Source organism: Nesterenkonia xinjiangensis (genome assembly GCF_013410745.1).
Classification (GTDB): domain Bacteria; phylum Actinomycetota; class Actinomycetes; order Actinomycetales; family Micrococcaceae; genus Nesterenkonia; species Nesterenkonia xinjiangensis.
On record NZ_JACCFY010000001.1, the window covers coordinates 1,515,556 to 1,539,398 of the forward strand.

Below are 23,843 nucleotides of genomic sequence, written 5' to 3' on the forward strand. Positions count from 1 at the left end.
GGTGCGGCTCAGCCGACGGCCGGGGTGAGCTCTCCGACGTCGACCCAGCGGCTCAGCACGCGGGCGATGCCTTCGTCGTCATGGCTGGCTGTCACGATGTCAGCGGCCTCCTGCGCCTCAGGGATGGCGTTGCCCATGGCCACCCCGATGCCCGCCGCGCGCAGCATCGTCACGTCGTTGCCGTTGTCACCGAAGGCCATCGTCTCCGCCGGTTCGATCCCCTGGGTCCGGCAGAAGTCCAGCAGTGCGGTGGACTTGTCGACGCCGGCGCCGGTGGCCTCCAGGTAGATCGGCGAGGAGTAGCTCAGCTCGATCCGGTCAGCGAAGCGTTCCCGCAGCTCGACCTCCAGGATCTCCAGCTGCGGGCGCGGCGCGCAGTAGAGGACCTTGGTGGGCTCAATGCCCGGTGCCGTGATGTCCTCGACTACCCGGAGGGTCAGCCCATTGCCGCCGGCCTCGTGGACGGCCTGCGGGTCGCCGTCGTCGGCGACGACCAGCTCGTCGTCGTGGGGAAGCATCATCAGCGCTCCGTGACGCACCCCGGTGGCGATCAGCGGCCGGGCGACATTCTCAGGGACGGGGTGGCGGGCGAGCGTGCGGCCGGTGGCCTGGTCCACGACCACCGAACCGTTGAGGCCGGCGAAGATCAGATCAGTCCCGAGTCCGCAGCGCTCGGCGAGTCCCCGCAGCCCGGGGATGGGCCGCCCGGAGGCGAGCATGATTCGAGTGCCTGCGGCACGCAGGCCGGCGAACGCCCGCAGCGTGCCGGGCTGGGGCCGCTTGGTGGAGTCGAACAGGGTCCCATCGATGTCGAAGGCCACCAGCCGGGGCAGGGCGGTGTCCGACAGGACAGTACTGAAGGGGGCGGGGTTGGAGGGGGCGGGGCGCTCGTCGGTCGTCACAGCCGTGATCCTATCGGAGACCCTCCTGCCCTCGTCCGTCTGCAGCCGGGTGGGCCAGATCAGCGAGGAGTGTTCCTGGCCGCCAGGTCCTGGCCGCGCTCGTGCAGGAACCCGCGCAGCTCGGCTGGCTCATGCACCTCCACTCCGGGCACTCCGAGCAGCTGGGCTCCGACGATCTCCAGCGCCTCGGTCATCAGGCTGACCTCCAACCGTGTCCCACCGCCGGGGTCGGCGCTCGTCCCTGCGGTCCGCCGGGCCTCCTCCAGCGCGGCGTCGATCTGTGTCCCGGGAAGGGCCGCTCGCAGGGTCTGCGCGGAAGACTGCGGGATGGACACACACACCGGGAGGCTGTTCACGGAGCGCTCGAACCGTGTCTGCGAGCGCTGCCAGTGATCAGCCAAGGAGAAATCCGCCGGACGCCAGGCCTGTTCCTCGTGGACGGTCGCGTCCGTCATGCGGGAGACCCGGTAAGTGCGCACCGATCGTCGGTGGGCGGCGATCAGGTACCAGCGGTCGGTCTTCAGCACCAGGCCCAGGGGATCCAGACGTCGGCTCACCGGTTCACCGGGTCGGCCGGGACGCTCATAGCGGATGCTCAGCCGACGCCCCGTCCACACCGCATCGGCCACCGTAGGCAGCGCAGGCGGCCGCTCCGGTTCTGCGAACCATCGGTGGTGGTCGATGTGGAAGCGTTCCACCGCCGACTCGCCCATCGCCTGCGGCGCCCCCGGGCTGGAGACCATCTTCGCCCGGGCGGTCTCGAACTCCGTGTGCATCCCCAGCTCGCGGGAACCGGCCTGGCCCAGCAGCAGCGCCTGGACCTCGGCGGCCATCATCCCGGTCAGCGGGGAACGCCAGCCCTCCACCAGCCCCACTCCGCCGGCCGGTCCCGTGCGGGTCCACACCGGCACCCCCATGTCCTGCAGGGCGACCAGGTCCCGCTGGATGGTGCGGGCTGAAACCCCGAGGGGTGCGGCCAGGTCAGCGACGGTGCTCCGCCGCACCCTGGTCAGCTCCAGCAGCAGGGCCACCAGCCGCGAGGTGCGCATGGGCAGATCCTAGATGGTGATCGTGCTCATTGGCGACATCCAGTGTCGCCAATGAGTGGCACGCTCGGTGGAGACAGCCCCACCACCAGGAGGACACGATGACCGACAGCACCAGGCACGACCACGCCAAGCCCGATTCCACACCCGATCCCACCGGCACCCGATCCTTGGAAGGGAGGGTCGCCCTGGTCGCGGGGGCGACCCGCGGGGCAGGCCGCGCCATCGCCCGCCAGCTGGGACGAGCCGGCGCCGTCGTCTACTGCACGGGACGCTCCACCGCGCAGACGCCCTCCGACTACGGGCGTCCGGAGACCATCGAGGAGACCGCGGAGCTCATCACTGGTACGGGCGGCACTGCGCATGCCGTCGTCGTGGACCATCTCGACGTCGAGGCGGTGCGGGCCCTGGTGGCGCGCATCGACAGCGAGCAGGGCAGGTTGGACATCCTGGTCAACGACATCGGTGGAGAAGCCTATGTCCAGTTCGAGACCCGGCTGTGGGAGTACGACCTCGACGCCGGACGGCGTCTGTTCGACACGGCGCTGCTGACGCACCTGAACACCAGTCACAGCGCCCTGGGCCTGCTGACCAGGAATCCCGGCGGACTGGTGGTGGAGGTGACCGACGGGACCCGCGCCTACAACGCCTCCCACTACCGGGAGACGGTGTTCCTGGACCTGGCGAAGACGGGGGTGGACCGGCTGGCCTTCGCCGAGGGCCACGAGCTCGCCGCGCACGGAGGCACCGCCGTCTCGGTCTCACCGGGGTGGCTGCGCTCGGAGATGATGCTGGACCATTTCGGCGTCACCGAGCAGGACTGGCGACAGGCCGCCGAGGCCAACCGCGGGAGGACCGACACCGTCCCGCCCTACGAGTTCGTGATCTCCGAGACTCCGGAGATGCTCGCCCGAGGCATCGCCGCGCTGGCCGCGGATCCGAACCGGGCGGTCTGGAACACCCGCTCAACCAGCTCCTTCGAACTGGCCACCCACTACGCACTCACCGACGTGGACGGCTCCCGGCCTGACTCCTGGAGCTTCATCACCGCGATGGAGGACACCCCCGTGGAGGAGATCGACGTCGACGACTACCGCTGAGGGTGAGCCATCACCACGTGTGTCCTGTATAGGCTGGAACACAGACCACCCCGATCAGCCGCACGCCCCTGCCAGGCAGAACGGAGGCGATATGCCCATTCCCCCGGAGGAGATCGACGCGGCCGACGCTCTCGTGCGCGAGCGTGTCACCATCACGCCATTCTGGGAAGTGGCCTCTTGGCCAGGCTTATCGACCCTGGCGGAATGGTCATCCGACCCGTCCGTGGCTCAGGTCGATCACCTGTCTGAGTCTGAGGCTGTCGTGATCTCCGTGCGAACCGCCCACCACCAGGACAGCACACGTGTCCTAAAGCGGATGCACGCACGGTCACTCATGCAGCGCGGCGATGTTCCCTACCAAGAGACCCGAGTCGGAATCCCAGAGGCATCCCGCGCCACCACCCTCAGCGTGGACGGGCAGTACTTCGAGGCGCAGCACTGGGCCGACGCGGACTCATGGTGGCTCGCCGTCGACCTGACCGATGGCACTGCCGTCGTCGTCGGGGGTGCGATCCAGATGCCTGTCGCCAGGGAACTTCGGGCCGTCACCGAGATCGAGCCGTTGCTGACGGCCCGGCGCGAGCGCCTGCTGCGGCACCAGGACTGATCAGCACCGTCACGGGAGACGTGGTGATGGCTGAACCTGCCTCGTCGGTTGCAAGGCATCCGAGGCTGATACAGAATCCGGCAGCATGATCGATAGATGCCTGTGGTCGATGTGACCATGACTCTCATGACAGACCACTCGGGAGAGCACGACCGTCGTTCACAGGCACGGAGAGCCCTGGATTGACCGACCCGCCCCGACGGCACCCGCGCATCCAGCACCATCCCCTTACGCGCTCAGCGACGGGGCGGCTCACCGGAGGATGACGGGTATTCCCTCCTGTGACGCACGGTCTCCACGATGAAGTACGTCGTAGGTCCGAGGATCGGCACGCCCAGAATGACCAGAGCCCACAGGGCACCTCGCGGCGGGCGGTGCCGGGTCTGGACCAGCACCATGAGGGCGGCGAGTGCCAGCGCCCCGGCCACCAGCAGACCCCACCGCAACCACCACGGGGCCGCGGCACCACCCGAGGCGACATCGGCGGTCAGCGAGAGGATCCACACTGAGTGCTCCATGATCAGTCAAGCGTAGAGCCGTCGCCTCCCCGGTGCCCAGGATGCCTGAACACGGAGCACGCGGAAACCCGGCGCCCTTGCGTCAGCCCGGATATGCTCCGGAGAAGAGCGCAGGACCACGTGGAGAAGAGAGGCCCGCCATGAGGACATCGAAGAATCCCGGCCAGGTCGCCCGAAGGGTCTTCCTCTGGTCGATGATCGCGTCATTCACGCTCGCCGCAGGTGCCGGCATCCTGGCGCTGCTCGGACTCAGCCTCGACGACACCGGTGGTCAGGTGCTGCTGACCACGGTGGTGGTGGGTCTCTACAGTCTGGCCATGCTCTGCTGCGCGGCAGTGTTCGGGCGTCCCGAGCGTCTGGTGGGCATCATCGGCGTCGCGGTGGCGGCGCTCAGCATGTTGTGGTCCCTGGTGATGGTCTGGTCGGAGAGCAGCTGGATCTGGGACGCCTACGAGGTGCTGCTCACCGGCATCACGCTGACCATCGCTGCCAGCTTCCTGTGCCTCATGCTGACGATGGCCTCATATCGAGACGCCGTGATCCGCTGGATGCTCGGGGCGGCCGCCGGGCTCATCACCCTGGCCTCCGTCCTGACCGTGGTGCTGATCTGGTGGGAGACCTGGGAGAGCGAGACCTTCGGACGGTTCTACGGAATCGTGCTGATCCTGGCGGTGCTGACCGGCGTGGTCACACCTCTGCTCTCGGCGCTGCGCCGCCGGGCCGCACCAGGGGCGTCTGAGCCCTCGACGACGGCGCCGCAGGCCCCTGCACGGCCGACCGGCGTCGACCCGCAGACGGCCGCCGCCCTGCAGGCCGAGGCCCAGCATCGAGGCATCACCGTCGCTCAGCTGGTCGCCCCGTTGCTGGAGCACAGGAACCGGCCTCCCACGGAGTGAGCCGGGCACCATAGGGCCCAGGGAACCCCCTGTGCCACGCTGGTGCTGTGACGTCCCCGGATGAACTCTACGCGCGCGTGTTTCGTCGGCACGCCCATCCCGTCAGCGCCTGGTCCCGGCTGATCAGCACGCCCTTACTGATGGTGCCCCTGTGGACTCGGCGGTGGTGGCTGTATCTGCCCATCGGGGCGTGGTTCGCCGTGAACCCCGTGATGAGCCCACCGGCTGACGACTCGACGTCCTTCGCCACACGGGCGATCCTGGGCGAGGAGGCCTGGACCCGGGACCCCACCTCTGACCTGCGGGCCCTCGCGCTGGGCGGCATCGCGAGCGCCTCGCTCGCAGGTGCCATGGTCGCCAGCTATCACCATAGACGGATCCCCGCCGTCGTCGGCACCGGCTTCTACATGGCGCTGACGCTGGAGCAGTGGAAGCTGTGGGCGGGCCGGTTCGCGCGGGGCGCACGTCCACCGACCCCCTGACTCGGCACCGGCCCGACCGTCGCTCAGGGATGCTGCTAGATGTCCTGGGCCATGTCCTGGAAGCGGGCGTAGTGGCCCTGGAAGGCGACCACGATGTCCCGGGTGGGGCCGTTACGGTTCTTCGCGACGATGATGTCAGCCTCCCCGGCGCGCGGGGACTCCTTGTCATAGACCTCTTCACGGTGCAGCAGCAGCACCATGTCGGCGTCCTGCTCGATGGAGCCGGACTCACGCAGGTCAGAGACCTGGGGGCGCTTGTCGGTGCGCTGTTCGGAGCCACGGTTCAGCTGGGACAGGGCGACGATCGGGACGTCGAGCTCCTTGGCCAGCAGCTTCAGGGTTCGGGAGAACTCGCTGACCTCCTGCTGACGGGACTCCACACGCTTGCCGGAGCTGAGCAGCTGCAGGTAGTCCAGCACGATGAGCTTCAAGTTGTGCCGCTGCTTGAGCCGGCGAGCCTTCGCCCGGATCTCCATCAGCGACATGTTGGGGGAGTCGTCGATGAACAGCGGCACCTCGTTGAGCTTGTCCACCGCCAGGGACATCTTGTCCCAGTCGTCATCGCGGATGTCGCCCTTGCGCAGATCCTGGAACTGAATCTTGGCCTCGGCGGAGAGCAGACGCATGGCGATCTCGTTGCGCCCCATCTCCAGGGAGAAGAACGCAGACGTCATCCCGTGCCCCACGGAGGCGGCACGGGCGAAGTCCAGCGCCAGGGTCGACTTTCCCATCGCGGGACGCGCGGCGACGATGATCATCTGCCCGCCGTGGAACCCGTGGGTGAGGTCGTCCAGATCCCGGAAGCCGGTCGGGATGCCGGTCAGCCCGCCGTCGTGGCTGGCGTTGGTCTCGATCTCGTCGATGGTGGGGACCAGCACCTCGGAGAGCGCCACATAGTCCTCGCTCTGCCGGTTCTCCGCGACGCTGTAGATCTCCGACTGCGCCTGGTTGACGATCGCCTCGACCTCACCGTCGGCGGTGTGGCCCATCTGCGCGATCTTGGTGCCGGCCTCCACCAGACGGCGCAGGATGGCACGCTCGTGGACGATCTCCGCATAGAACGAGGCGTTGGCCGCCGTCGGGACCGACTGGGCCAGATTGTGCAGATAGGCGGGGCCGCCCACCCGCTGCAGCTCCTGCCGTTTGGTCAGATGGTCGGAGATGGTGACGACGTCGGCGGGCTCACCCCGCCCGTAGAGGTCCACGATCGCGTCGTAGATCAGCTCGTGGGCAGGACGGTAGAAGTCTTGACCCCGCAGCACCTCGACGACGTCGGCGATCGCGTCCTTCGAGAGCATCATCCCGCCCAGCACCGACTGCTCGGCCACCAGGTCCTGCGGCGGCGTGCGCGACTCAGCCGCCGGCGGGGCGTCATAGGCTTCCAAGCTCACCGGGGATCCTCCAAGGGGGTGATCGTTCTGAGGACAGGGTGTCGGGCCTGCGTGGAGACCCATACGTGCAGCAGCTGAGCGGGTGCAGCCTCAGCGGGGGTCGGCAGAGACCATCTTCTCACCCTCAGCTGACAGCCCAGCCCGCGCCGTCGAGCCGGGCCCTGAATCCGGCTCCACCCCGGCCGCCGGGTGCGCCGCCACATGCGCGGCGGTCCGCACGGGCCAGGTGGCCAGCTCCTGCGGCGTGGCGGCGATGCTCAGCGTGGAGTCGGGGATCAGCCGGTGCAGCGCCTCAGCGGTGGCCACGGGATGAGAGGGGTCGTCCACCCAGGCGAGAATCTGTGTGGGCACCTGCAGGCGGGAGATCTCCTCGGGTGCGGGCAGATCGGTCAGCGCCGCGCCCCGGAAGATCGAGGGCAGCAGCTCCTGGCTGACCGCGGGCACTCGTTCCCGGGACCGGTCCGCCAGCGCGGGAGGGGGCAGCACCTGGGCGCCGATGCGCACGAAGGCCCCGATGCCGGAGTCCTCCACCAGCTGCGCGGAGCGGCGGTAGTTCCCGGCCTGGGCCGCCCGGGTCTCCCAGGCGGTCGGCGGGACCAGCAGGGTCAGCGTGGCGAAGCGACGGGGCGCGGAGAGCGCCGCGTGCAGCAGCGTGGCCGCACCCATGGACGGGCCGGCAGCATGAACCTGTTCCCCGGGTGCGAGGGCATCGAGCAGGGCCAGCAGATCTCCAGCCAGGCGAGGCCACCGGTAGTCCTCGGCGACCTTGCGGCCGGTGGAACCGCCGTGCCCGCGGGCGTCATAGCGCAGCACGCGCATCGACTCGAGGCGGCCGGTCATGTCCAAGCCGACGCGGTGCTCACGGGAGCCGCAGGAGGTCAGACCGTGCAGCTGGACGAAGGTTCCCGCCGGTGAGGAGTCTGCGGCGCTGAGCTCATAGGAGATCGCCGCTCCGTCGGTCCGGAATATGTCCACTGCTCCGGTGTCACCTCGCTGTCATCCTGGATCCCCGCCGGGGTCCCGGACGGGAAGGTATCCCCCTAGACTACGCCTATGCGGCTGACCAACGTCTCCCGGATGGACACCCTGACGGGCAGACTCTCCAGCTACTCGGTGACGGTCTCGCCCGCCGAGGGTGACCCCCTGCCGATCTCCTTCGACCAGAACCGCCATGTCAGCCTCGGGTCGCGACCGGGGTCATGGATGGCTGCCGCCTTCTTCCTGGACCATCCTGCGGCCCGGGAGGAGGTCGCCGAAGCCTGGCATGCGGTCATCGCCAGGCACGGCACATTACGCACCGTGTTCAGCTGGAAGCCTGGGGCCGACGCCGCGTCGGACCTCGGCAGCAGCCGGCGCCGCCCTCCCGTGAAGGAGGGCCGGGGCGGAGGACCGGAGACGGACCTGAACCTGGACCCGGTGCACATCAGCCCCGGGGCATGGGAGGTGCTGAGCCCGGTCAGCGTCCCCCTCGAGTCGGGGATCAGTCTGCGTGCCCACCCGGAGTCCCCGCCGGCCTACCCCGCCCCGCCGGCCTCCCCCGGCCTGCCGGTCGAGGTCGGTTCCCCGGTGTTGACCGCTGAGGAGGTCCGCACCGCGCTGCGCGCCCATTTCGACTCCGTCTGCGACCCTCTCGCCGCACCCTCGCACCGCCTCTGCGTCGTGGAGCCCGCGGGAGGCTCGCCCCCGCAGGTGATCATCGGTGTCGACCACGCCCATGTGGACGCCTGGTCGCTGCTGGTGATCATCCGCGACCTCACCACCTGCCTCGCCGACCTGCAGACAGGAAGACCGCCAGGACGGGAGCTGCCCACCGCTGAGCCCTTCTCCGCACACACCGAGGTGCTGGAGGACCGGCCCGCCCCGCCCGCATCGCTGGTGGACCGCTGGCAGCAGATCCTCGCCGCCGGCGGGGGCGTGATGCCGCAGTTCCCACTGCCGCTGGGGGACCTCTCTGTGCCCAGGCCGGAGGTGGTGGAGGTCCGCGATGTGCTCGACCCCGCCGAGCTGGCAGCCGTGGAGGCCCACGCCACCGCCCACGGGGTGCGGCTGATCTCGGTGGCGGTCTCGGTGATGACCGCACTCTTCGCCGAGCTCGGCGGGCAACCCCTGCGCACCGTCTTCCCCGTCCACTCCCGGGAGGAGCCGCGCTGGTTCGACTCGGTGGGATGGTTCATCACCAACGCGGTGCTGGAGAACGACGACCCCTCCCTGGAGGCCAGCCACCGGGCGGTCAAGGAGGCGATCAGGCTGGGCAGCCAGCCGTTGGCCCCGATCATGCGCCCCTACGGCGGGATGCCCGCAGAGCCCGGGATGTTCGCGATGTCTTGGCTGGACCATCGCAGGCTGCCCATCGCCGTCGACGACGCCCTGCGCCCACAGCATGTCAGCGCGGTCATCCGCACCGACGGCGTGATGATCTGGTTCGTGATCAACGAGACCGGGCTGCATCTGCGCTGCCGCTACCCTGACACCCCCGAGGCCCGCATCACGATGGCGCACTGGCTCGACGCCGTCGTCGAGAGACTGCGCAGACCCGTCCACGACGACCCCACGGAGACCACCTGATGCACTCCCCCATTCCGGACTACCTGCTCGAGGTGCTGGAGTCCTGCGCCCAGGACCGCTCCGGGGAACTGGCCGACTACATCCCGGAACTGGCCTCCGCCGACGCGGACCGGCATGCCCTCGCGCTGGGCACCACCGACGGCGTCTCCTACTCCGCCGGGGACGCGGAGGCGCAGTTCACCATCCAGTCGGTCTCCAAGCCCTTCGTCTATGCTCTGGCCATCGACGACATCGGCCTGGAGGCGGTCCGCGCACGTGTCGGCGTCGAACCCTCGGGAGAGGCGTTCAACGAGCTCTCCCTGGAGGGCGGCACCGGGCGTCCGCTGAACCCGATGATCAACGCCGGAGCGATCGCCACCCACCAGCTGGTGAGCACCGAGGGCTGTGAGCCGCTCGACGACGGCGCTCCGGAGCGCCTCGCCCGCACAGAGTCGGTGCGTGCCCGCACCGGGCGGGTGCTCGCCGGGCTCTCGGCCTTCGCCGGCCGGGAGCTGCACATCGACTACTCGGTCGCGGAGTCGGAGTTCGAGGAGAGCTACCGCAACCGGGCGATCGCAAACATGCTGCGCACCCACGACATCATCGGCGGCGAGCCCACCGAAGCGGTGCGCGGCTACATCGACCAGTGCGCGGTGCTGGTGACCGTCCGGGACCTGGCCCTGATGGCCGCGACCCTGGCCGGCGGCGGCGTGCACCCGGTGACCGGGACTCAGGTGGTCTCAGCCGCCGCCGCACGGCAGACGCTCTCGGTGATGGCCACCTGTGGGATGTACGACGGGTCCGGCCGCTGGCTGGCTCGAATCGGCATCCCCGCGAAGTCCGGGGTCTCCGGTGCGATCATCGGGGTGCTTCCCGGACAGGTGGGGATCGCCAGCTTCGCACCTCGCCTGGACAGCGAGGGCAACAGCGTCCAAGGCGTGGAGATGTTCGAGCGGCTCTCCCAGGACATGGGCCTGCACCTGATGAGCGCCGAGCAGCCTGCCGCGGCGGCGGTGCGCGGCATCACGCGCGAGGAGGGTCCCGCCGGAGCTGCGACCACCAGGGTCGCCCTGCAGGGAGCGCTGCGCTTCACCGGGGCGGAGCGCGTGCTGCGCGAAGTCGTCGCCGTCGATGCCGATCACGGACTGGCCGAGACCGTGGTGCTGGACCTGACCCAGGTGCAGGGGCTCTCCTCCACCGCCGTGCGCATGCTGCGCGAGCTCATCCGGCGCCTGGAGCTCGACGGGCACACGGTGCCGCTGGAGGACCCCGGCGGCCTGCTCGAGGACCGCTGATAGCGCGCTGAGGCGGCTCAGCTCTCCGCGGCCTCCGCGCTCTTCTTCCTCCCACCGGGGATCGGGTCGCCGCCCGCAGCCCGGCGGCGGACCAGCGACCCATGCGTGGGCGGCTCCGGGGTCCCCTCCGGGGCCCGAGCGGCGACCTCCTGGCGCAGCACCGGCACGACCTCCTCGCCGAGCAGCTCGACCTGCTCCAGCACGGTCTCCAGCGGCAGGCCGGCGTGGTCGATGAGGAACAGCTGGCGCTGATAGTCACCGGCGTACTCGCGGAAGCTGAGGGTCTTCTCGATGACCTGCTCCGGGCTGCCCACAGTCAACGGCGTCATCTCGGTGAACTCCTCCAGAGACGGACCCCCGCCGTAGACCGGCGCGTGGTCGAAGTAGGGGCGGAACTCACGCACGGCGTCCTGGGAGTTCCTGCGCATGAAGACCTGCCCGCCCAGACCCACGATGGCCTGCTCGGCGGTGCCGTGGCCGTAGTGCTCGTAGCGCTCCCGGTAGAGGTCCACCATGCGGCCGGTGTGCTCCTTGTTCCAGAAGATGTTGTTGTGGAAGAAGCCGTCACCGTAGTAGGCCGCCTGCTCGGCGATCTCCGGGCTGCGGATGGACCCGTGCCAGACGAACGGGGCGACGTCGTCGAGCGGCCGCGGCGTGGAGGTGAAGTTCTGCAGCGGGGTGCGGTAGCGGCCCTGCCAGTCGACCTCGGTCTCGCGCCAGAGCTGGTGCAGCAGCGCGTAGTTCTCCACGGCCAGCGGGATCCCGGAGCGGATGTCCTTGCCGAACCACGGGTAGACGGGGCCGGTGTTCCCGCGTCCCAGGGTGAGATCCACCCGACCTTCGGCGAGGTGCTGCACATAGGCGTAGTCCTCGGCCAGACGCACCGGGTCCGTGGTGGTGATCAGGGTGGTGGCGGTGGAGAGCAGGATGTGATCGGTCTGCGCGGCGAGGTGCCCCATGAGGATGGGCGGATTCGCGGGGGCGACGAACGGCGGGTTGTGGTGCTGTCCGATGGCGAAGACGTCGAGGCCCACCTCTTCAGCCTTTCTGGCGATCTCCACTGTGGCTCTGATGCGCTCGTGCTCGGTGGGGGTGCGGCCGGTGGTGGGGTCGGGCGTGACGTCACCGATGCTGAATATGCCGAACTGCATGTCCGCTCCTTGGAGTCTGAGGCACTGCTGCCGCGGAAGATGGGGAGAGAACGTCACCCATCATTTCAAAATTGAATCACTTGCGCCGAGTGCAACTGCTCGAGCCTCCACGCTATTCCACACTGCCCGGGGCGGGGCACCCTGGCCTGACCAGCCGAGCCGTCGGCAGGGCCGGCGACCCGCTCATCTGTGAGGAGATGATCGGCAGACGTCCCTGACCTGCGGCGACATGGAGCAGCCCTCTCGCGGCGTCGATCCTGCTGTGGAGATCCTGTGGATAACTGTGGGCGACACCCGCTATACACCCTGGAGCAGACCCGCGGCAAGCCTTGGATCAGCCCAAGAGATCGCTCTCGAAAAAAGTTGAATCCACAGGTGTGTCGCTACATCGCTCCAGGTCCAAGCGCTTTTGCTGAGGGTTGTGGATAACTATCCACAGGGTTTCCCCCAGATTGTGCACAGGACACGCCGCGCACTCCACATGTTATCCACAGCCCGAGCGGTCGGGGGTATTGCTACTCGCCGGAAGTCACCATATGGTGTGAGGCGTCCCCCACTCGCCGGGCGGGTATTGGCTGGCATCGCCTGCGCACATCCGTCCACCTGCTGATGGGCCGAACTGATCGGATTCGAGCATCGGGCCGGGAGGAGCTTCGCGGTCGGCTCGGGTTCACCACAGCCCGGACAATCAGCATCGGGTCCGCCTCACACGCGGATCCGGAGATGACGGCAGCATCGTCATCAGGCGAGTGAGTGACGGCGGTCGCCTGCGGGCGACCTGCGGCATGCAGCTCGACGACGACGGCGGATCCCCGCCGACGTCTCGATGCGTCCGTCCGGGGATCGGGCGAGAACTGCATCGGATCGCCGGGAGACCGGCGCAGGGAAGGGAATCACGGCACTGAGGCCGGGAGACCTGCTGGACGGCCCGCCTCGCGGGGCCGGACGGCGCTGGGGACCGGTCTTGTCGTCGTCGTGATTCTGCCGTTCCCCGGCGATCCGATCAGCACGTCGCCGCTCGGCTCGGCCATGTCTCGCCCCCGAGGCCCGGAACCCCCTGCAGATCTCGGTGCCCCGTCACTCAGCATGGGGCTCGCCGTGCACGGCACACCAGGGCCGCTGCCGGCCACCACGCGCCCTCCCCTCAGCGAGAGCTTTCCCCAGACCTCGGACATGCAAGAGGGCCCCGGGAGATCTCTCTCCCGGGGCCCTCTCACTGTCTTGTGCCGAAGAGCTGGGCCCGTCGGCGATCGACGTCGGCAGGGCAGCTCAGTGGATGAGGCCCGGCTGCGCCGATGCGCGAGTCACTTTCCTGCGACGACCTGCAGGTCGATCGAGGCGGTGACGTCAGAGTGCAGCTTCACCGTGGCAGCGTAGCTGCCGACGGCCTTGATCCGCTCGGGGATCTCGACGGTGCGCTTGTCGATGGAGCCCAGACCGGCGGCCTCGACGGCCTCTGCGATCTGTGCGGCGCCGACGGTGCCGAACAGGCGACCGGACTCGCCGGTCTTCACGCTGACCTTCACCGGCTGCGACTGCAGCTTCTCGGCGACGGCCTGCGCCTCCTCGACAGTGGCGATCTCACGAGACTTCCGTGCTGCGCGGATGCGCTCCACGTCCTTCTCGCCACCCTTGGTCCACGCCAGGGCGTAGCCGCGCGGAAGCAGGTAGTTGCGCGCGTAGCCGTCCTTGACGTCGACGATGTCGCCCGCAGCACCCAGACCGGACACTTCCTGAGTCAGGATGAGCTTTGCCATAGATGAGTTCCTTTCCTTCCCAGACAGCCTGGATCAGCCGCGACCCGCGCCGGAGTACGGCAGCAGGGCCATCTCACGAGCATTCTTGATCGCCTGGGCGATCTTGCGCTGCTCCTGGACGGACACGCCGGTCACCCGGCGAGCACGGATCTTGCCTCGGTCGGAGATGAACTTCCGCAGCAGGGCGGTGTCCTTGTAGTCAATGACCTTGATGTCAGCAGCCTTCAGCGGGTTCGCCTTGGGCTTCGGCTTCTTGAGTTCAGCCTTTGCCATCGTGGTGCTCCTTCTTCAGATCGGAGCCCGCAGGTGCTTCCTGCGGGATGGTGAACAGGATTAAGTGGTGAGCCTGCCTCAGAAAGGAGGCTCGTTGCTGTCAGGAGTGTCCCAGCCGCCACCGGAGGGCTGTCCGCCCCACGGGTCAGAGGAGCCGCCGGAGGGCTGCTGGCCGCCACCGCCGCCGAAGGAGTCTCCCCCTCCGCCGAAGCCGCCACCGGCAGCAGCGCCACCGCCGAAGCCTGCACCGCCACCACCGCTGGAGAAGCCGCCGCCGCCTCCGCCGCCGCGGCTCTGACGCTGCACGCTCGCCGTGGCGAAGCGCAGCGAGGGGCCGATCTCGTCGACGTCGAGCTCCCAGGAGGTGCGACGCTCGCCCTCCTTGGTCTCGAAGGAGCGGGCCTTCAAACGGCCCTGGGCGACCACACGCATCCCCTTGGTCAGCGACTCTGCGGCGTTCTCCGCAGCCTCCCGCCAGAGGGAGCACCGGACGAAGAGCGTCTCGCCGTCCTTCCACTCATTCGCCTGACGGTCGAAGAATCGCGGCGTGGAGGCGATGCTGAAGTTCGCCACGGCTGCACCCGAGGGGGTGAAGCGCAGCTCCGGGTCAGCAGTCAGGTTCCCGACAACGGTGATGATGGTCTCGCCGGCCATATACAGCTCCTATGGTTCATGCCTGACAGGGTTCGGGCCTCGCGGCCCGTCCACCAGAGGATCAGCTGATGCGCTGGTCCTCAGGACGGATGATCTTGGTGCGCATGATCGTCTCGTTCAGGCGCAGCAGTCGGTCGAGCTCGGCAGCCGAGTCCGGGGTGGAGTGGAAGTTCACGACGGCGTAGATCGCCTCGTTCTTCTTCTTGATCTCGTAAGACAGGCGACGACGTCCCCAGACGTCGATCTCCTCGACGGAGCCGCCGTCCTTCTTGACGATCTCCATGTACTTGCCGAGAGTCGGCTCCACAGTGCGCTCATCCACCTCGGGGTCGACGAGCACCATCAGTTCGTAGTGACGCATATGTGAACCCACCTCCTTCGGTCTTGCGGTCACGGGCTTTCCGTAACAGGAGGTTCATTGCGTGCGTGTCTGCGCAGGTCAGCTCGGAGGGCGGGGATCCCGGCCTCCACCCGCAGGCGGGCACACTGAACGAGCGTCAGACAACCTGCACCATGTTACCGGTTCCGCGCCTCCGAGACTAACCGGCTCCGATGACAGGTGGAAGAGCCTGTGTCGCGCCCCCGGCTGCGGCCCTGGCCTCGCTCACTCCGGGCTCACACCGTCAGCTCGGCGGTGAAGAAGGCCGCCGCCGCGTCACGCAGGTGGGCGACGTCGTCGACCCCGCACATCTCGCGGGCCGAATGCATGGACAGCAGCGGGATCCCGACGTCGACGGTGCGGATCCCCAGCCGGGTGGCGGTGATGGGGCCGATCGTCGACCCGCAGGGGACATCGTTGTGGGAGACGAACTCCTGACTGGGGATGTCCGCGGCCCGGCAGACCTGCGCCCACATGGCCGCCCCCGGGGCGTCAGTGGTGTAGCGCTGGTTGGCGTTGATCTTCAGCAGCGGCCCTGCGTTGGGCAGCGGACGGTTGGCCGGGTCGTGACGCTCCGCATAGTTGGGGTGCACTGCGTGGCCAGCGTCGGAGGAGAGGTGCCAGGAGGCGGCAAAGGCCTGCGCGCGCTGCCCCGCCGTCGCCCCCAGCCCCTCGTAGATGCGGTCCAGCACCTCCTCCAGGAACGGCCCTGCGGCCCCGGAGCGGGAAGCCGAGCCGAGCTCCTCATGGTCGAACGCGGCCAGCATAGGGATGACTGCACCATCGGCGGCCTCGGCGGCCTCGGCGGCGATCTGCTCCAGAGCGGCGAGACCGGCCTGCACCGAGGAGAGGTTGTCCAGCCGACCGGAAGCGAGGAACTCCCCGGCGCCCCGGCGCCCTGCCCCGAAACGGGCCGGAGCCTGGGCATCGGCGACCACGAGGTCGTATCCGTCCACCTGCTCCGGATCCACTCCGGCCACCTCGGCGACCACAGCGAGCACATCCGTCTCCGCGGCGGCCTCCGGGGACCCGGCCAGCCCCAGAATGGGTGCGGTGTGGGTCTGCTTGCCGAGTGTGAGCCCGTCGTTGACCTTCCGGTCCAGGTGGATGGCCAGCTGCGGGATGCGCGCCACCGGGCCGGTCGCGGCCAGGTGGGTGGCGCCGTCGCGGGTGACCAGCCGGCCCGCCAGCCGCAGCTCCCGGTCCAGCCAGGAATTCAGGAGCGGGCCCCCGTACACCTCCACACCGGCCTGCACCCAACCGTGGCTGATGACCGTGGACTTCGGCTTCAGCTTGAATCCGGGGGAATCCGTGTGAGCGCCCAGGATCCGAAGCGGGGTGGCCGCCGTCGCGCCCTGCGGGATGATCCAGGCCAGCACGGCCCCGTCCCGGACCACGACGTGACGTCCGGGCGTCACGGGCCAGTCCTGGTGCTCGCCGAGCTGGGTGAACCCGGCCTCCACGAGACGCTGGGCCGCCACGGACGCCGCATGGTACGACGACGGCGAGGCGCTCACATAGGAGGCGAGGTCCTCGATGAGCTCGTCTCCGGTGAGCGGGGAACTGGTGAGGGTGTCGGAGGTCTCAGGCATGGCTTCATCCTACTGATCGGTCAGCTGACACCACGCGGGGGCGGCTCAGTGCGGCACGGGCGACCCCGGCGTAAAGTCGTCAGGTGACACTCGACACCGCCGTCGACACGACCGAGGAGCAGCCATGAACACGGTGCACGTGACGATCCTGATCCTGTATCTGGTGGGCCTCGTCGCCACCGGCCTCTGGTTCAGCCGCACGAAGAAGATCTCGACCGGCGATGACTTCATCTTCGCCGGGCGGCAGCTGCCCACGATCGTCATGGTGGGCACGCTGGTGGCCACTTGGGTCGGCTCCGGAACCATCATCGGCGGCGCGAGCTTCGTCTACAGCTACGGCCCCCTGGCCTCCCTCATCTTCTTCGCCGGGACCCCGCTGGGCATCCTGGTCCTCTATGCCCTCGCTCGCAGGATCCGTGTGTCAGGCTCCTACACGGTCCCGCAGATCCTGGAGATGCGGTTCGGCATCTCGGTGCGGATGCTGGCCGCGGCCATCACGATCCTCGCCTACGTCGGGATCGTGGCCTACCAGTTCACCGGCGGCGGCAGCATCATCTCCCTGGTCACCGGGCTGACTCCGGGCCAAGGAGCGATCATCGCCACGCTGATCATCACCTTCCTCGCCCTGGGCGGCGGCCTGAAGTCAGTGGCCTGGTCAGACTTCTTCTCTGCGGCGATCATCGTCACCGGGCTGCTCATCGCCGTACCGATCGTGCTGGGTCGCACCGATGGATTCACCGGATGGTGGGAGGACCTGCCGACGGAGGCCACCACCCTCTCCGGCGGGCTCAGCGCCCTGGCCCTGCTGGGCTACTTCCTGCCGACCTTCCTGCTGATCATCGCCGATCAGAACATGTACCAGCGGCTCGGCGCCTCGCGTGACCCGGCCTCGGCCCGGCGGGCGATGGCGGGCATGTTCTTCGCCTCCTTCCTGATCTACTTCCCGGTGATCGTGCTGGCCACCGCGGCGATCACCCTGATGCCCGATGCGGAGCCCGGCGACGCGGTCCTGGGCCTCGCCTCGGCCGGCCTCATGCCGACGGTGCTCGGCGGACTGATCCTCGCCAGTGCGCTGGCCTTCATCATCACCACCGGCTCCAGCTTCCTGCTCTCGGTGGGCAGCAACATCGTCTATGACGGATTCGCACGCTTCACCCGCGGTGGGCTCTCCGACCGGAGCAGGCTCCTCATCCACCGGATCACCATCCTGGTGATCGCCGCCCTGGCGTACGTGCTGGGCACGTTCTTCCCCACGGTGCTGGAGCTGCAGATGTACTCCTACACCGTCTACGGGGTCGCACTGGTTCCGCCGCTGATGGCCGCCTTCTTCTGGCGGCGCGCCACCACCGCCGGGGTGCTGAGCTCCATGATCCTCGGCGTGATCGTCACCATCCTCTGGGAGCAGCTGGCGGACAGTGAGCTCAACGCCGTGATCGTCTCCCTGCCGGTGGCGGTCATCGCCCTGCTGGTGGTGAGCCTGCTGACCACCCCGCGTGCGGAGGCTCTGCCGGATGAACTCGCCGAACCCGACCCGGAGATCGACCCGCAGAAGGAGCGCTGACCCATGCCGGAGATACCCGGAGCCCGCACCGGCGACGAACCGCTGGTCATCCGCGAGGCGACGGTGGCCGACGTCGCCACCGGGACCCTCACGGAGTCTCAGACCCTGGTGATCGCCGACGGGGTGATCCAGGAGGTCGGAGCCTCTCCCGCCGTGCCCTCCGCGGCTCGGGAGATCTCGGCCGGGGGACGCGTGGTGATCCCCGGGCTCGTCGACGCCCATGTGCACGTCCTCGCCGGGACCGCGGACCTCTTCCGGCAGGCCGAGGAGTCCCCGTTCTATGTGGGAGCCCAAGGCTCACAGGTCATGCGCTCCATGCTCGCGCGGGGCTTCACCACGGTTCGCGACGTCGGCGGCGCCGACCACGGAGTGAGCCGGGCCGTGGCCGAGGGGCTCTGGGAGGGGCCCCGCGTGGTCTTCGGCGGCCGGGCACTCTCGCCCACCGGGGGCCATGGTGACGGACGTGCGCCCAGCCGCTTCGCCACCGATGACACCTGCTGCGACATCGGCCTGGTCTGCGACGGTGAGCCGGAGGTGCGGCGCGCGGCGCGCCATCAGCTGCGCACCGGCGCTCATCATGTCAAGGTCATGCTCTCCGGAGGGGTGGCCTCCCCGACGGACCGCGTCGACTCCGTGCAGTTCAGCGACGCCGAGATCAGTGCCGTGGTGGATGAGGCGCAGGCGGCGAACCGCTATGTGGCCGGCCACGCCTACACGGCCCGTGCGGTGAATCGCGGGCTGCGGCTGGGCGTGCGCAGCATCGAGCACGGCAACCTCATCGACGACGAGTCCGTGGAGCTGTTCCGTGCGCACGACGCCTATCTGGTGCCGACCTTGGTCACCTATGACCGGCTGAAAGCCGAGGGGGCCGCCGCGGGGCTCCCCCGCGCGAGCCAGGAGAAGGTCGACGTCGTCCTCGAGGCCGGCCTGCGTGCGCTGGAGCGAGCCTGGCGCGGCGGGGTGAACATCGTCTTCGGCACGGACCTGCTGGGTGCCATGCATCCGCACCAGAGCGCAGAGTTCCGCATCCGTGCGGAGGTCATGCCCGCCCGCGACGTCCTGCTCTCGGCGACCGTCACCGCCGCCCGGCTGCTCGGGATGGAGGGCCAGATCGGGGTGATCGCGCCCGGAGCTGCGGCGGACCTGCTGGTGGTGGACGGAGACCCGCTGGAGGATGCCGCGGTCCTGGCTGATCCGTCCCGGCACCTGCGGACGGTGGTGCAGGCAGGCCGAGTCGTGAGCTCCTCGCTGCCCTGACCTCGCCCTCAGGCTCGGGGCGCCGCCCGGGTCAGCCGACCAGTCCCGCCTGGTACACGTAGACCACCGCCTGGACGCGGTCGCGCAGCTGCAGCTTGGTGAGGATGCGCCGCACATGGGTCTTGACCGTGGCCTCCGAGAGGAAGAAGCGGCCGGCGATCTCCGCATTGGACAGGCCCTCGGCGACGGCGAAGAGCACCTCGGTCTCGCGATGGGTGAGAGGCTCGCGCACCACTCCGTCCTGAAGCGCCGCGGCGATGCGTTCTCCGCTGGGCAGGGCCGCCGTCTCCGCCGGCCCGGGTGCCGCCGCTGCGGTGCGGCGGGCAGGCGGTGCGGCGGGAAGCTCTCCGGAGCGAGTCCGGGTGGCCGGATCCGTCTGCTCCTGGGGCCGGTGCACATAGGTCTCCAGCAGCCGCTGGGTGATGCGCGGCGCGACGACGGCGTCCCCCTCGGCGACCACACGCACCGCGTGGACCAGGTCCTCCGGTGCCACGTCCTTGAGCAGGAACGCGCTCGCTCCAGCCTGCAGGCCGGAGAACGCGTACTCGTCCAGGTCGAAGGTGGTCAGGATGATGACGCGCGCACAGGGGTGGTCCGCGACGATCCGGCCGGTGGCCTCGATGCCGTCCATGCGGGGCATGCGCACGTCCATCAGCACCACCTCGGGCAGCTGCTCCTGCGGCAGGCTGTTCATCAGCTCCAGGGCCTCGACGCCGTCAGCGGCCTCCGCGACGACCTCCACGTCCGGCTCGCCTTCGAGGATCAGCCGGAATCCCATGCGCAGCAGGTGCTGATCGTCCACCAGCATCACCCGGATCGGCCCGGTGCGCACCTCAGCCCGTTCCTCGGTCCGTTCCCCTCGGTGCTCGAGCGCGTCAGTGCGTCGCGCGGCGTCCTCGTCCATCGTCTCCCTCATCTCCGTCGTCTCCCTCATCGCGGCACGTGCTCCCCCGTCGTCCCACGCCATTCCCGCATGACTGCGGCGTCAGGGTCCAGAGCCCTCAGCCGGTGCCTCGCCCCGCCGACGTCGGCTGCGGGGGCTCCAGCACAGCCCGCACCGTCCAGCCGCGGTGCCGTCCCGGTCCAGCGTAGACGGAGCCGCTGAAGAACGCGGCGCGTTCATTCATCCCACGGATGCCCTGCCCCGAGCCCACGGACTCCACCCGGCTCCCCACCGCCTGCGAGAGACCGTCATCGGTGACCGTGATGATCACCTGTCCCGCTCGGGTGATGCCCAGTGCCGCCTGATGGTCCTCCTCAAGGCCTTCGGCCCGCAGTGCCTCGGCCTCCTCCTCGGAGCTGCCCGGCCGATGCTCGATCCGCACCTGGACCGCGGTGACCTGTCTCCCGTAGCGCAGCACGTTGGTCAGCGACTCCTGGATGATCCGGTGCACGGTCAGTCCGAAGGCGACGTCGTCGGGCAGCGGCGGCCCCTGGGTGGTCACAGTCAGCGGCATCCCCGCCCGGCGGAACCCCTCGTAGAGCTCCTCCAGCGACTCGCGTGCCGGCCGGAGGGCGCGGTCGACGCCGTCCCCCTGCCGAAGCACCCCGATCACGCGCCGCATGTCCGCCAACGCGGTCCGACCGGTGCTGGACACTTCGCCGAGCACCTCAGCCGCCCGCTCCGGATCCCGCCGGACCACGACCCTGGCGCCGTCGGCCAGTGAGATCATCACCGACAGCGAATGCGCCACCACATCGTGCATCTCCCGGGCGATCCGGTTCCGCTCGGCCACCTGCGCGAGCTCATGGCTGCGGCTGGCCCATTCGAGGACCTCCCGCTCGTGGCTGCGACCACGGCGCACCGCAGCTCCGATGCCGCCGGAGATACCTACCGAGAGAGCCATGATGATCACCATGGGGATCAGCAGCTCATGGGGACTGGATCCATTGTTGAAGATCTCCTCCAGGTAGGCGAAGTCGTATCTCTCCAACCAGGCGTCGGCGCGCAGCAGCGGCAGATACGCCACCACGGTGCCTGCGACCCCGACCACCAGCCCTCTGACCAGACCGCGATGCAGGCCCACGCAGTAGATGGCAAAACACAGGCCCACCATCTGCGCCCCCTGCCACGGGTAGACGAAGATCCCGGCCGTCTCACCGAGGACCACCGCGGCGGCGATCCCCACGGGCCAGCGATGTCGAAACAGCAGCGCCGCTGCGATCACGGCCTGGACTGCACCCAGCCACCAGGCGTCAGCTCCCATGTCGATGAAGGCGCCGGGCAGGCTCCAGGCCGAGAGGAACACGTAGATGGCCGAGACGATGAGGTTCATCGTCCGTGGGTGCCGGCGAAGCCAGCCGCGCATCCCCCGGCGCCGGACGATGCCCAGATCCTGCCAACCCGGTGGCTGCTGTCCTCCGGCCGGTGTCCCCGTCGATGGCGCCGTCGTACTCATGCCACGAGCCTACTGGCCTGCCCGGTCATTCTGACCGCCCCGAGTTCAGGCGTCCCTGCGGCGGAAAAGGAGCCCACCCGTCACAGTCATGACCGCCGTCCAGGCACCCATCCCCACACCGGCGGCGAAAGAGCCGATCCCATCCCTGGGGGCCGGGCCCGGGACGGTGAAACTGCTCATCAGGTTCGCGAACTGCCACCGGTAGAGCGTCATGACCAGCTCGGACTCCTCGGTGACTGACACCAGGATCTCCATGGCCATAGGCAGCACGAACAGCAGGATCGCCAACGTGACGATCCCTCCGGCAGTGCTGCGCAGGATGGCACCGAGTCCGAAGCCGACCAGACCGGCCAGAACCACTCCCGCCCAATGGGTGATGAGCCGGTGCCAGGTCTCGGTAGCTGTGAAGTCCGGGGTGAGACCGTGCGTGGCCGCAAAGGGCAGCGCGACCGCGAGGATCCCGACGATCATCAGTGCGGCCAGTACCCCCAGCACCACGGCGGTGGCCAGCACCTTGGCGGTGTAGAGCACCACCCGGCGGGGCACCGCAGAGAGCGACGAGCGGACTGATCCGCTGGCGTGCTCGGAGGTGATAGCGATGACCCCGATGCAGCCGAGGAGGATGACGGCGAAGTAGAGGCCGGTCAGCGGGGTCTCGAGGGCCATGTCCCGCAACGCCGCCTCGGGCAGTCCCGCCCCGGGGTCCTCCTGCTGCCAGCTGATCATGCTGTTCAGGCTGGCCCCGGACATCCAGGCGAAGAGCAGCACCAGCACCAGAGCGCTGGCGCCGAGCCACCAGGTGGCGCGCAGCCAGACGAGCTTCTGCAGTTCGGAGCGCAGCACACGAAGGAAGCTCAGTCCGCTCAAGGCAGGGTCGACCTCGAACCGGCGCTGCGGCTCCGTGGCGGTGCAGGTGTTGAGGCGTAGCCCCGGCGCACCCTGGGGATGGCCGACGCTCGAGGATCCAGTCTCAGGAGTCATGTCAGCGCCCTTCTTCATGGTCGGGTCCGTTCGGCGCCTCGTCAGGGGCGAGGGAGACCGTGCCGGAGCTCTCGAGCCCGCCGCTGCGGTGCTCGACGGCGTCATGTGTGAGTCGCAGGTAGGAATCCTCCAGCGAGCTCCGCAGCGGCGTGAGCTCGTGCAGCACCGCTCCGATGTCACGGGCGCGGCGACCGATGCTGCGGGCGTCGAGCCCGGTGACCTCGAACGTCTCGGCATCGTGCCCGGTGACCGTGACCTCGGCAGCCGAGAGGGAGTTCATCAGATCAGCGGCGTCTTCGGTGCGCACCAGTACGCGGGACTCCCCTGCGGCGTCGATGAAGTCCTGCAGGGGCATATCGGCCAGGATCCGGCCGCGGCCGAGCACGATCAGGTGGTCGGCGGTCTGGGCCATCTCAGACATCAGGTGGGAGGAGAGCAGCACGGTGCGGCCCTCGGCGGCGAGCTGACGGGTCAGCTGCCGCACCCAACGGACGCCCTCAGGGTCTAGGCCGTTGACCGGTTCGTCGAGGATCAGTGTGGCGGGATCGCCGAGCAGCGCGGCGGCGATGCCGAGCCGCTGATTCATACCCAGCGAGTAGCTCTTGACGCGGCGGCCGTCAACTGAGCCCAGCCCGGTCATCTCGATCACCTCGTCCACACGCTGTCGGCCGATGCCGTGGGTGCTGGCGAGGAGGCGCAGGTGCTGCCGCCCCGTGCGTCCGGGATGGGTGGCGCCGGCGTCGAGCACAGCCCCGGCCTGACGCAGCGGCGCATCATGCTGGGAGAAAGGGAGACCGTTGACGGTGATCGTCCCGGAGGTGGGGCGGTCCAGGCCCATGGCCAGGCGCATGGTGGTGGACTTCCCGGCCCCGTTGGGGCCGAGAAATCCGGTGACCTTCCCGGGCGCAGCAGTGAAGCTGATGCCGTCTACGGCGGTCCGGGGCCGGGAGGTGCCGGCGCCGTAGGTCTTGCTCAGGTCCTCGGCGGTGATCATGACTCTCCGATCGGTGGTCGCGATGCCCCTCACTCTACGGAGCCGCAACCGCGCGACGCTTCAG

The 23,843-nt window shown here is 69.0% G+C and carries 23 protein-coding genes; 8 read left to right on the forward strand and 15 right to left on the reverse strand.

Translation table 11 applies throughout. From position 1 onward, the window contains the following. Window positions 1–8: 8 nt before the first annotated feature. Both HNR09_RS06915 and HNR09_RS06920 read right to left on the reverse strand, forming a co-directional pair. Window positions 9–902 carry an HAD family hydrolase gene (locus tag HNR09_RS06915; RefSeq protein WP_343047470.1) on the reverse strand — a complete coding sequence of 298 codons (894 nt, stop codon included), beginning with the start codon at window positions 900–902 and terminating at the stop codon, window positions 9–11. Window positions 903–961: 59 nt separating this feature from the next. After that, window positions 962–1,951: a helix-turn-helix transcriptional regulator gene (locus HNR09_RS06920; RefSeq protein ID WP_179541372.1), complete on the reverse strand. Its 990-nt coding sequence runs from the start codon at window positions 1,949–1,951 to the stop codon at window positions 962–964. Between the two features lie 98 nt (window positions 1,952–2,049). Here HNR09_RS06920 and HNR09_RS06925 point away from each other — a divergent pair, with 98 nt between their 5' ends. Together HNR09_RS06925 and HNR09_RS06930 are read left to right on the forward strand one after the other, a co-directional pair. Further along, window positions 2,050–3,048, forward strand: coding sequence for an SDR family oxidoreductase (locus tag HNR09_RS06925; protein ID WP_179541373.1), 999 nt, complete (start codon window positions 2,050–2,052; stop codon window positions 3,046–3,048). A 316-nt stretch (window positions 3,049–3,364) separates the two neighbouring features. Continuing rightward, complete coding sequence (locus HNR09_RS06930; RefSeq protein WP_179541374.1) at window positions 3,365–3,655, forward strand: hypothetical protein; 291 nt, start codon at window positions 3,365–3,367, stop codon at window positions 3,653–3,655. A gap of 236 nt (window positions 3,656–3,891) precedes the next feature. On the opposite strand, the gene HNR09_RS06935 is transcribed toward HNR09_RS06930, so the two are convergent. Then, window positions 3,892–4,173 (reverse strand): PLDc N-terminal domain-containing protein, encoded by a 282-nt coding sequence (locus HNR09_RS06935; protein WP_179541375.1) that lies wholly within the window; start codon window positions 4,171–4,173, stop codon window positions 3,892–3,894. Window positions 4,174–4,313: 140 nt separating this feature from the next. Between HNR09_RS06935 and HNR09_RS06940 the strand changes: the two genes are divergently transcribed. Both HNR09_RS06940 and HNR09_RS06945 read left to right on the forward strand, forming a co-directional pair. Next, window positions 4,314–5,069: a hypothetical protein gene (locus tag HNR09_RS06940; protein ID WP_179541376.1), complete on the forward strand. Its 756-nt coding sequence runs from the start codon at window positions 4,314–4,316 to the stop codon at window positions 5,067–5,069. A gap of 47 nt (window positions 5,070–5,116) precedes the next feature. After that, window positions 5,117–5,551: a DUF6653 family protein gene (locus tag HNR09_RS06945; protein ID WP_179541377.1), complete on the forward strand. Its 435-nt coding sequence runs from the start codon at window positions 5,117–5,119 to the stop codon at window positions 5,549–5,551. Window positions 5,552–5,586: 35 nt separating this feature from the next. Here HNR09_RS06945 and dnaB read toward each other — a convergent pair whose 3' ends face one another. Continuing rightward, complete coding sequence (gene dnaB / locus HNR09_RS06950; protein ID WP_179543069.1) at window positions 5,587–6,936, reverse strand: replicative DNA helicase; 1,350 nt, start codon at window positions 6,934–6,936, stop codon at window positions 5,587–5,589. 96 nt (window positions 6,937–7,032) lie between these two features. Further along, a complete protein-coding gene (locus HNR09_RS06955; protein WP_343047471.1) occupies window positions 7,033–7,917 on the reverse strand; it encodes an alpha/beta fold hydrolase in 885 nt (294 codons plus the stop codon). A gap of 78 nt (window positions 7,918–7,995) precedes the next feature. Between HNR09_RS06955 and HNR09_RS06960 the strand changes: the two genes are divergently transcribed. Both HNR09_RS06960 and HNR09_RS06965 read left to right on the forward strand, forming a co-directional pair. Next, a complete protein-coding gene (locus HNR09_RS06960; RefSeq protein WP_179541378.1) occupies window positions 7,996–9,507 on the forward strand; it encodes a condensation domain-containing protein in 1,512 nt (503 codons plus the stop codon). After that, entirely contained in the window at window positions 9,507–10,781 is a 1,275-nt protein-coding gene (locus HNR09_RS06965) for a glutaminase (RefSeq protein ID WP_179541379.1), read from the forward strand. The genes HNR09_RS06960 and HNR09_RS06965 overlap by 1 nt, the downstream gene beginning before the upstream one ends. A gap of 17 nt (window positions 10,782–10,798) precedes the next feature. Here HNR09_RS06965 and HNR09_RS06970 read toward each other — a convergent pair whose 3' ends face one another. The 6 genes from HNR09_RS06970 to HNR09_RS06995 form a co-directional block, all read right to left on the reverse strand. Then, complete coding sequence (locus HNR09_RS06970) at window positions 10,799–11,932, reverse strand: LLM class flavin-dependent oxidoreductase (RefSeq protein WP_179541380.1); 1,134 nt, start codon at window positions 11,930–11,932, stop codon at window positions 10,799–10,801. A 1,304-nt stretch (window positions 11,933–13,236) separates the two neighbouring features. Then, window positions 13,237–13,689, reverse strand: a complete 453-nt coding sequence (gene rplI, locus HNR09_RS06975; RefSeq protein WP_179541381.1) for a 50S ribosomal protein L9 — start codon at window positions 13,687–13,689, stop codon at window positions 13,237–13,239. A gap of 33 nt (window positions 13,690–13,722) precedes the next feature. Next, complete coding sequence (rpsR, locus tag HNR09_RS06980) at window positions 13,723–13,962, reverse strand: 30S ribosomal protein S18 (protein ID WP_070159044.1); 240 nt, start codon at window positions 13,960–13,962, stop codon at window positions 13,723–13,725. 78 nt (window positions 13,963–14,040) lie between these two features. Then, the gene (locus tag HNR09_RS06985) at window positions 14,041–14,616 is read right to left on the reverse strand and encodes a single-stranded DNA-binding protein (protein ID WP_179541382.1); all 576 of its coding nucleotides are present in this window, start codon (window positions 14,614–14,616) and stop codon (window positions 14,041–14,043) included. A gap of 61 nt (window positions 14,617–14,677) precedes the next feature. After that, window positions 14,678–14,977, reverse strand: a complete 300-nt coding sequence (gene rpsF / locus HNR09_RS06990; RefSeq protein WP_179541383.1) for a 30S ribosomal protein S6 — start codon at window positions 14,975–14,977, stop codon at window positions 14,678–14,680. A 254-nt stretch (window positions 14,978–15,231) separates the two neighbouring features. Then, window positions 15,232–16,587: a M18 family aminopeptidase gene (locus HNR09_RS06995; RefSeq protein WP_179541384.1), complete on the reverse strand. Its 1,356-nt coding sequence runs from the start codon at window positions 16,585–16,587 to the stop codon at window positions 15,232–15,234. 124 nt (window positions 16,588–16,711) lie between these two features. On the opposite strand from HNR09_RS06995, the gene HNR09_RS07000 reads away from it, so the two are divergent. Next, complete coding sequence (locus tag HNR09_RS07000) at window positions 16,712–18,148, forward strand: sodium:solute symporter family protein (protein ID WP_179541385.1); 1,437 nt, start codon at window positions 16,712–16,714, stop codon at window positions 18,146–18,148. Window positions 18,149–18,151: 3 nt separating this feature from the next. Next, complete coding sequence (locus HNR09_RS07005) at window positions 18,152–19,405, forward strand: metal-dependent hydrolase family protein (protein ID WP_179541386.1); 1,254 nt, start codon at window positions 18,152–18,154, stop codon at window positions 19,403–19,405. 31 nt (window positions 19,406–19,436) lie between these two features. Here the strand turns inward: HNR09_RS07005 and HNR09_RS07010 are convergent, their stop codons facing one another. From HNR09_RS07010 to HNR09_RS07025, 4 genes are all read right to left on the reverse strand, one after another. After that, entirely contained in the window at window positions 19,437–20,213 is a 777-nt protein-coding gene (locus HNR09_RS07010) for a response regulator transcription factor (RefSeq protein ID WP_246349165.1), read from the reverse strand. Window positions 20,214–20,406: 193 nt separating this feature from the next. Next, a complete protein-coding gene (locus HNR09_RS07015; RefSeq protein ID WP_179541387.1) occupies window positions 20,407–21,804 on the reverse strand; it encodes a sensor histidine kinase in 1,398 nt (465 codons plus the stop codon). 45 nt (window positions 21,805–21,849) lie between these two features. Further along, window positions 21,850–22,785 carry an ABC-2 transporter permease gene (locus HNR09_RS07020; RefSeq protein WP_179541388.1) on the reverse strand — a complete coding sequence of 312 codons (936 nt, stop codon included), beginning with the start codon at window positions 22,783–22,785 and terminating at the stop codon, window positions 21,850–21,852. 1 nt (window position 22,786) lies between these two features. Beyond that, window positions 22,787–23,779: an ABC transporter ATP-binding protein gene (locus tag HNR09_RS07025; protein ID WP_179541389.1), complete on the reverse strand. Its 993-nt coding sequence runs from the start codon at window positions 23,777–23,779 to the stop codon at window positions 22,787–22,789. Window positions 23,780–23,843 lie beyond the last annotated feature (64 nt).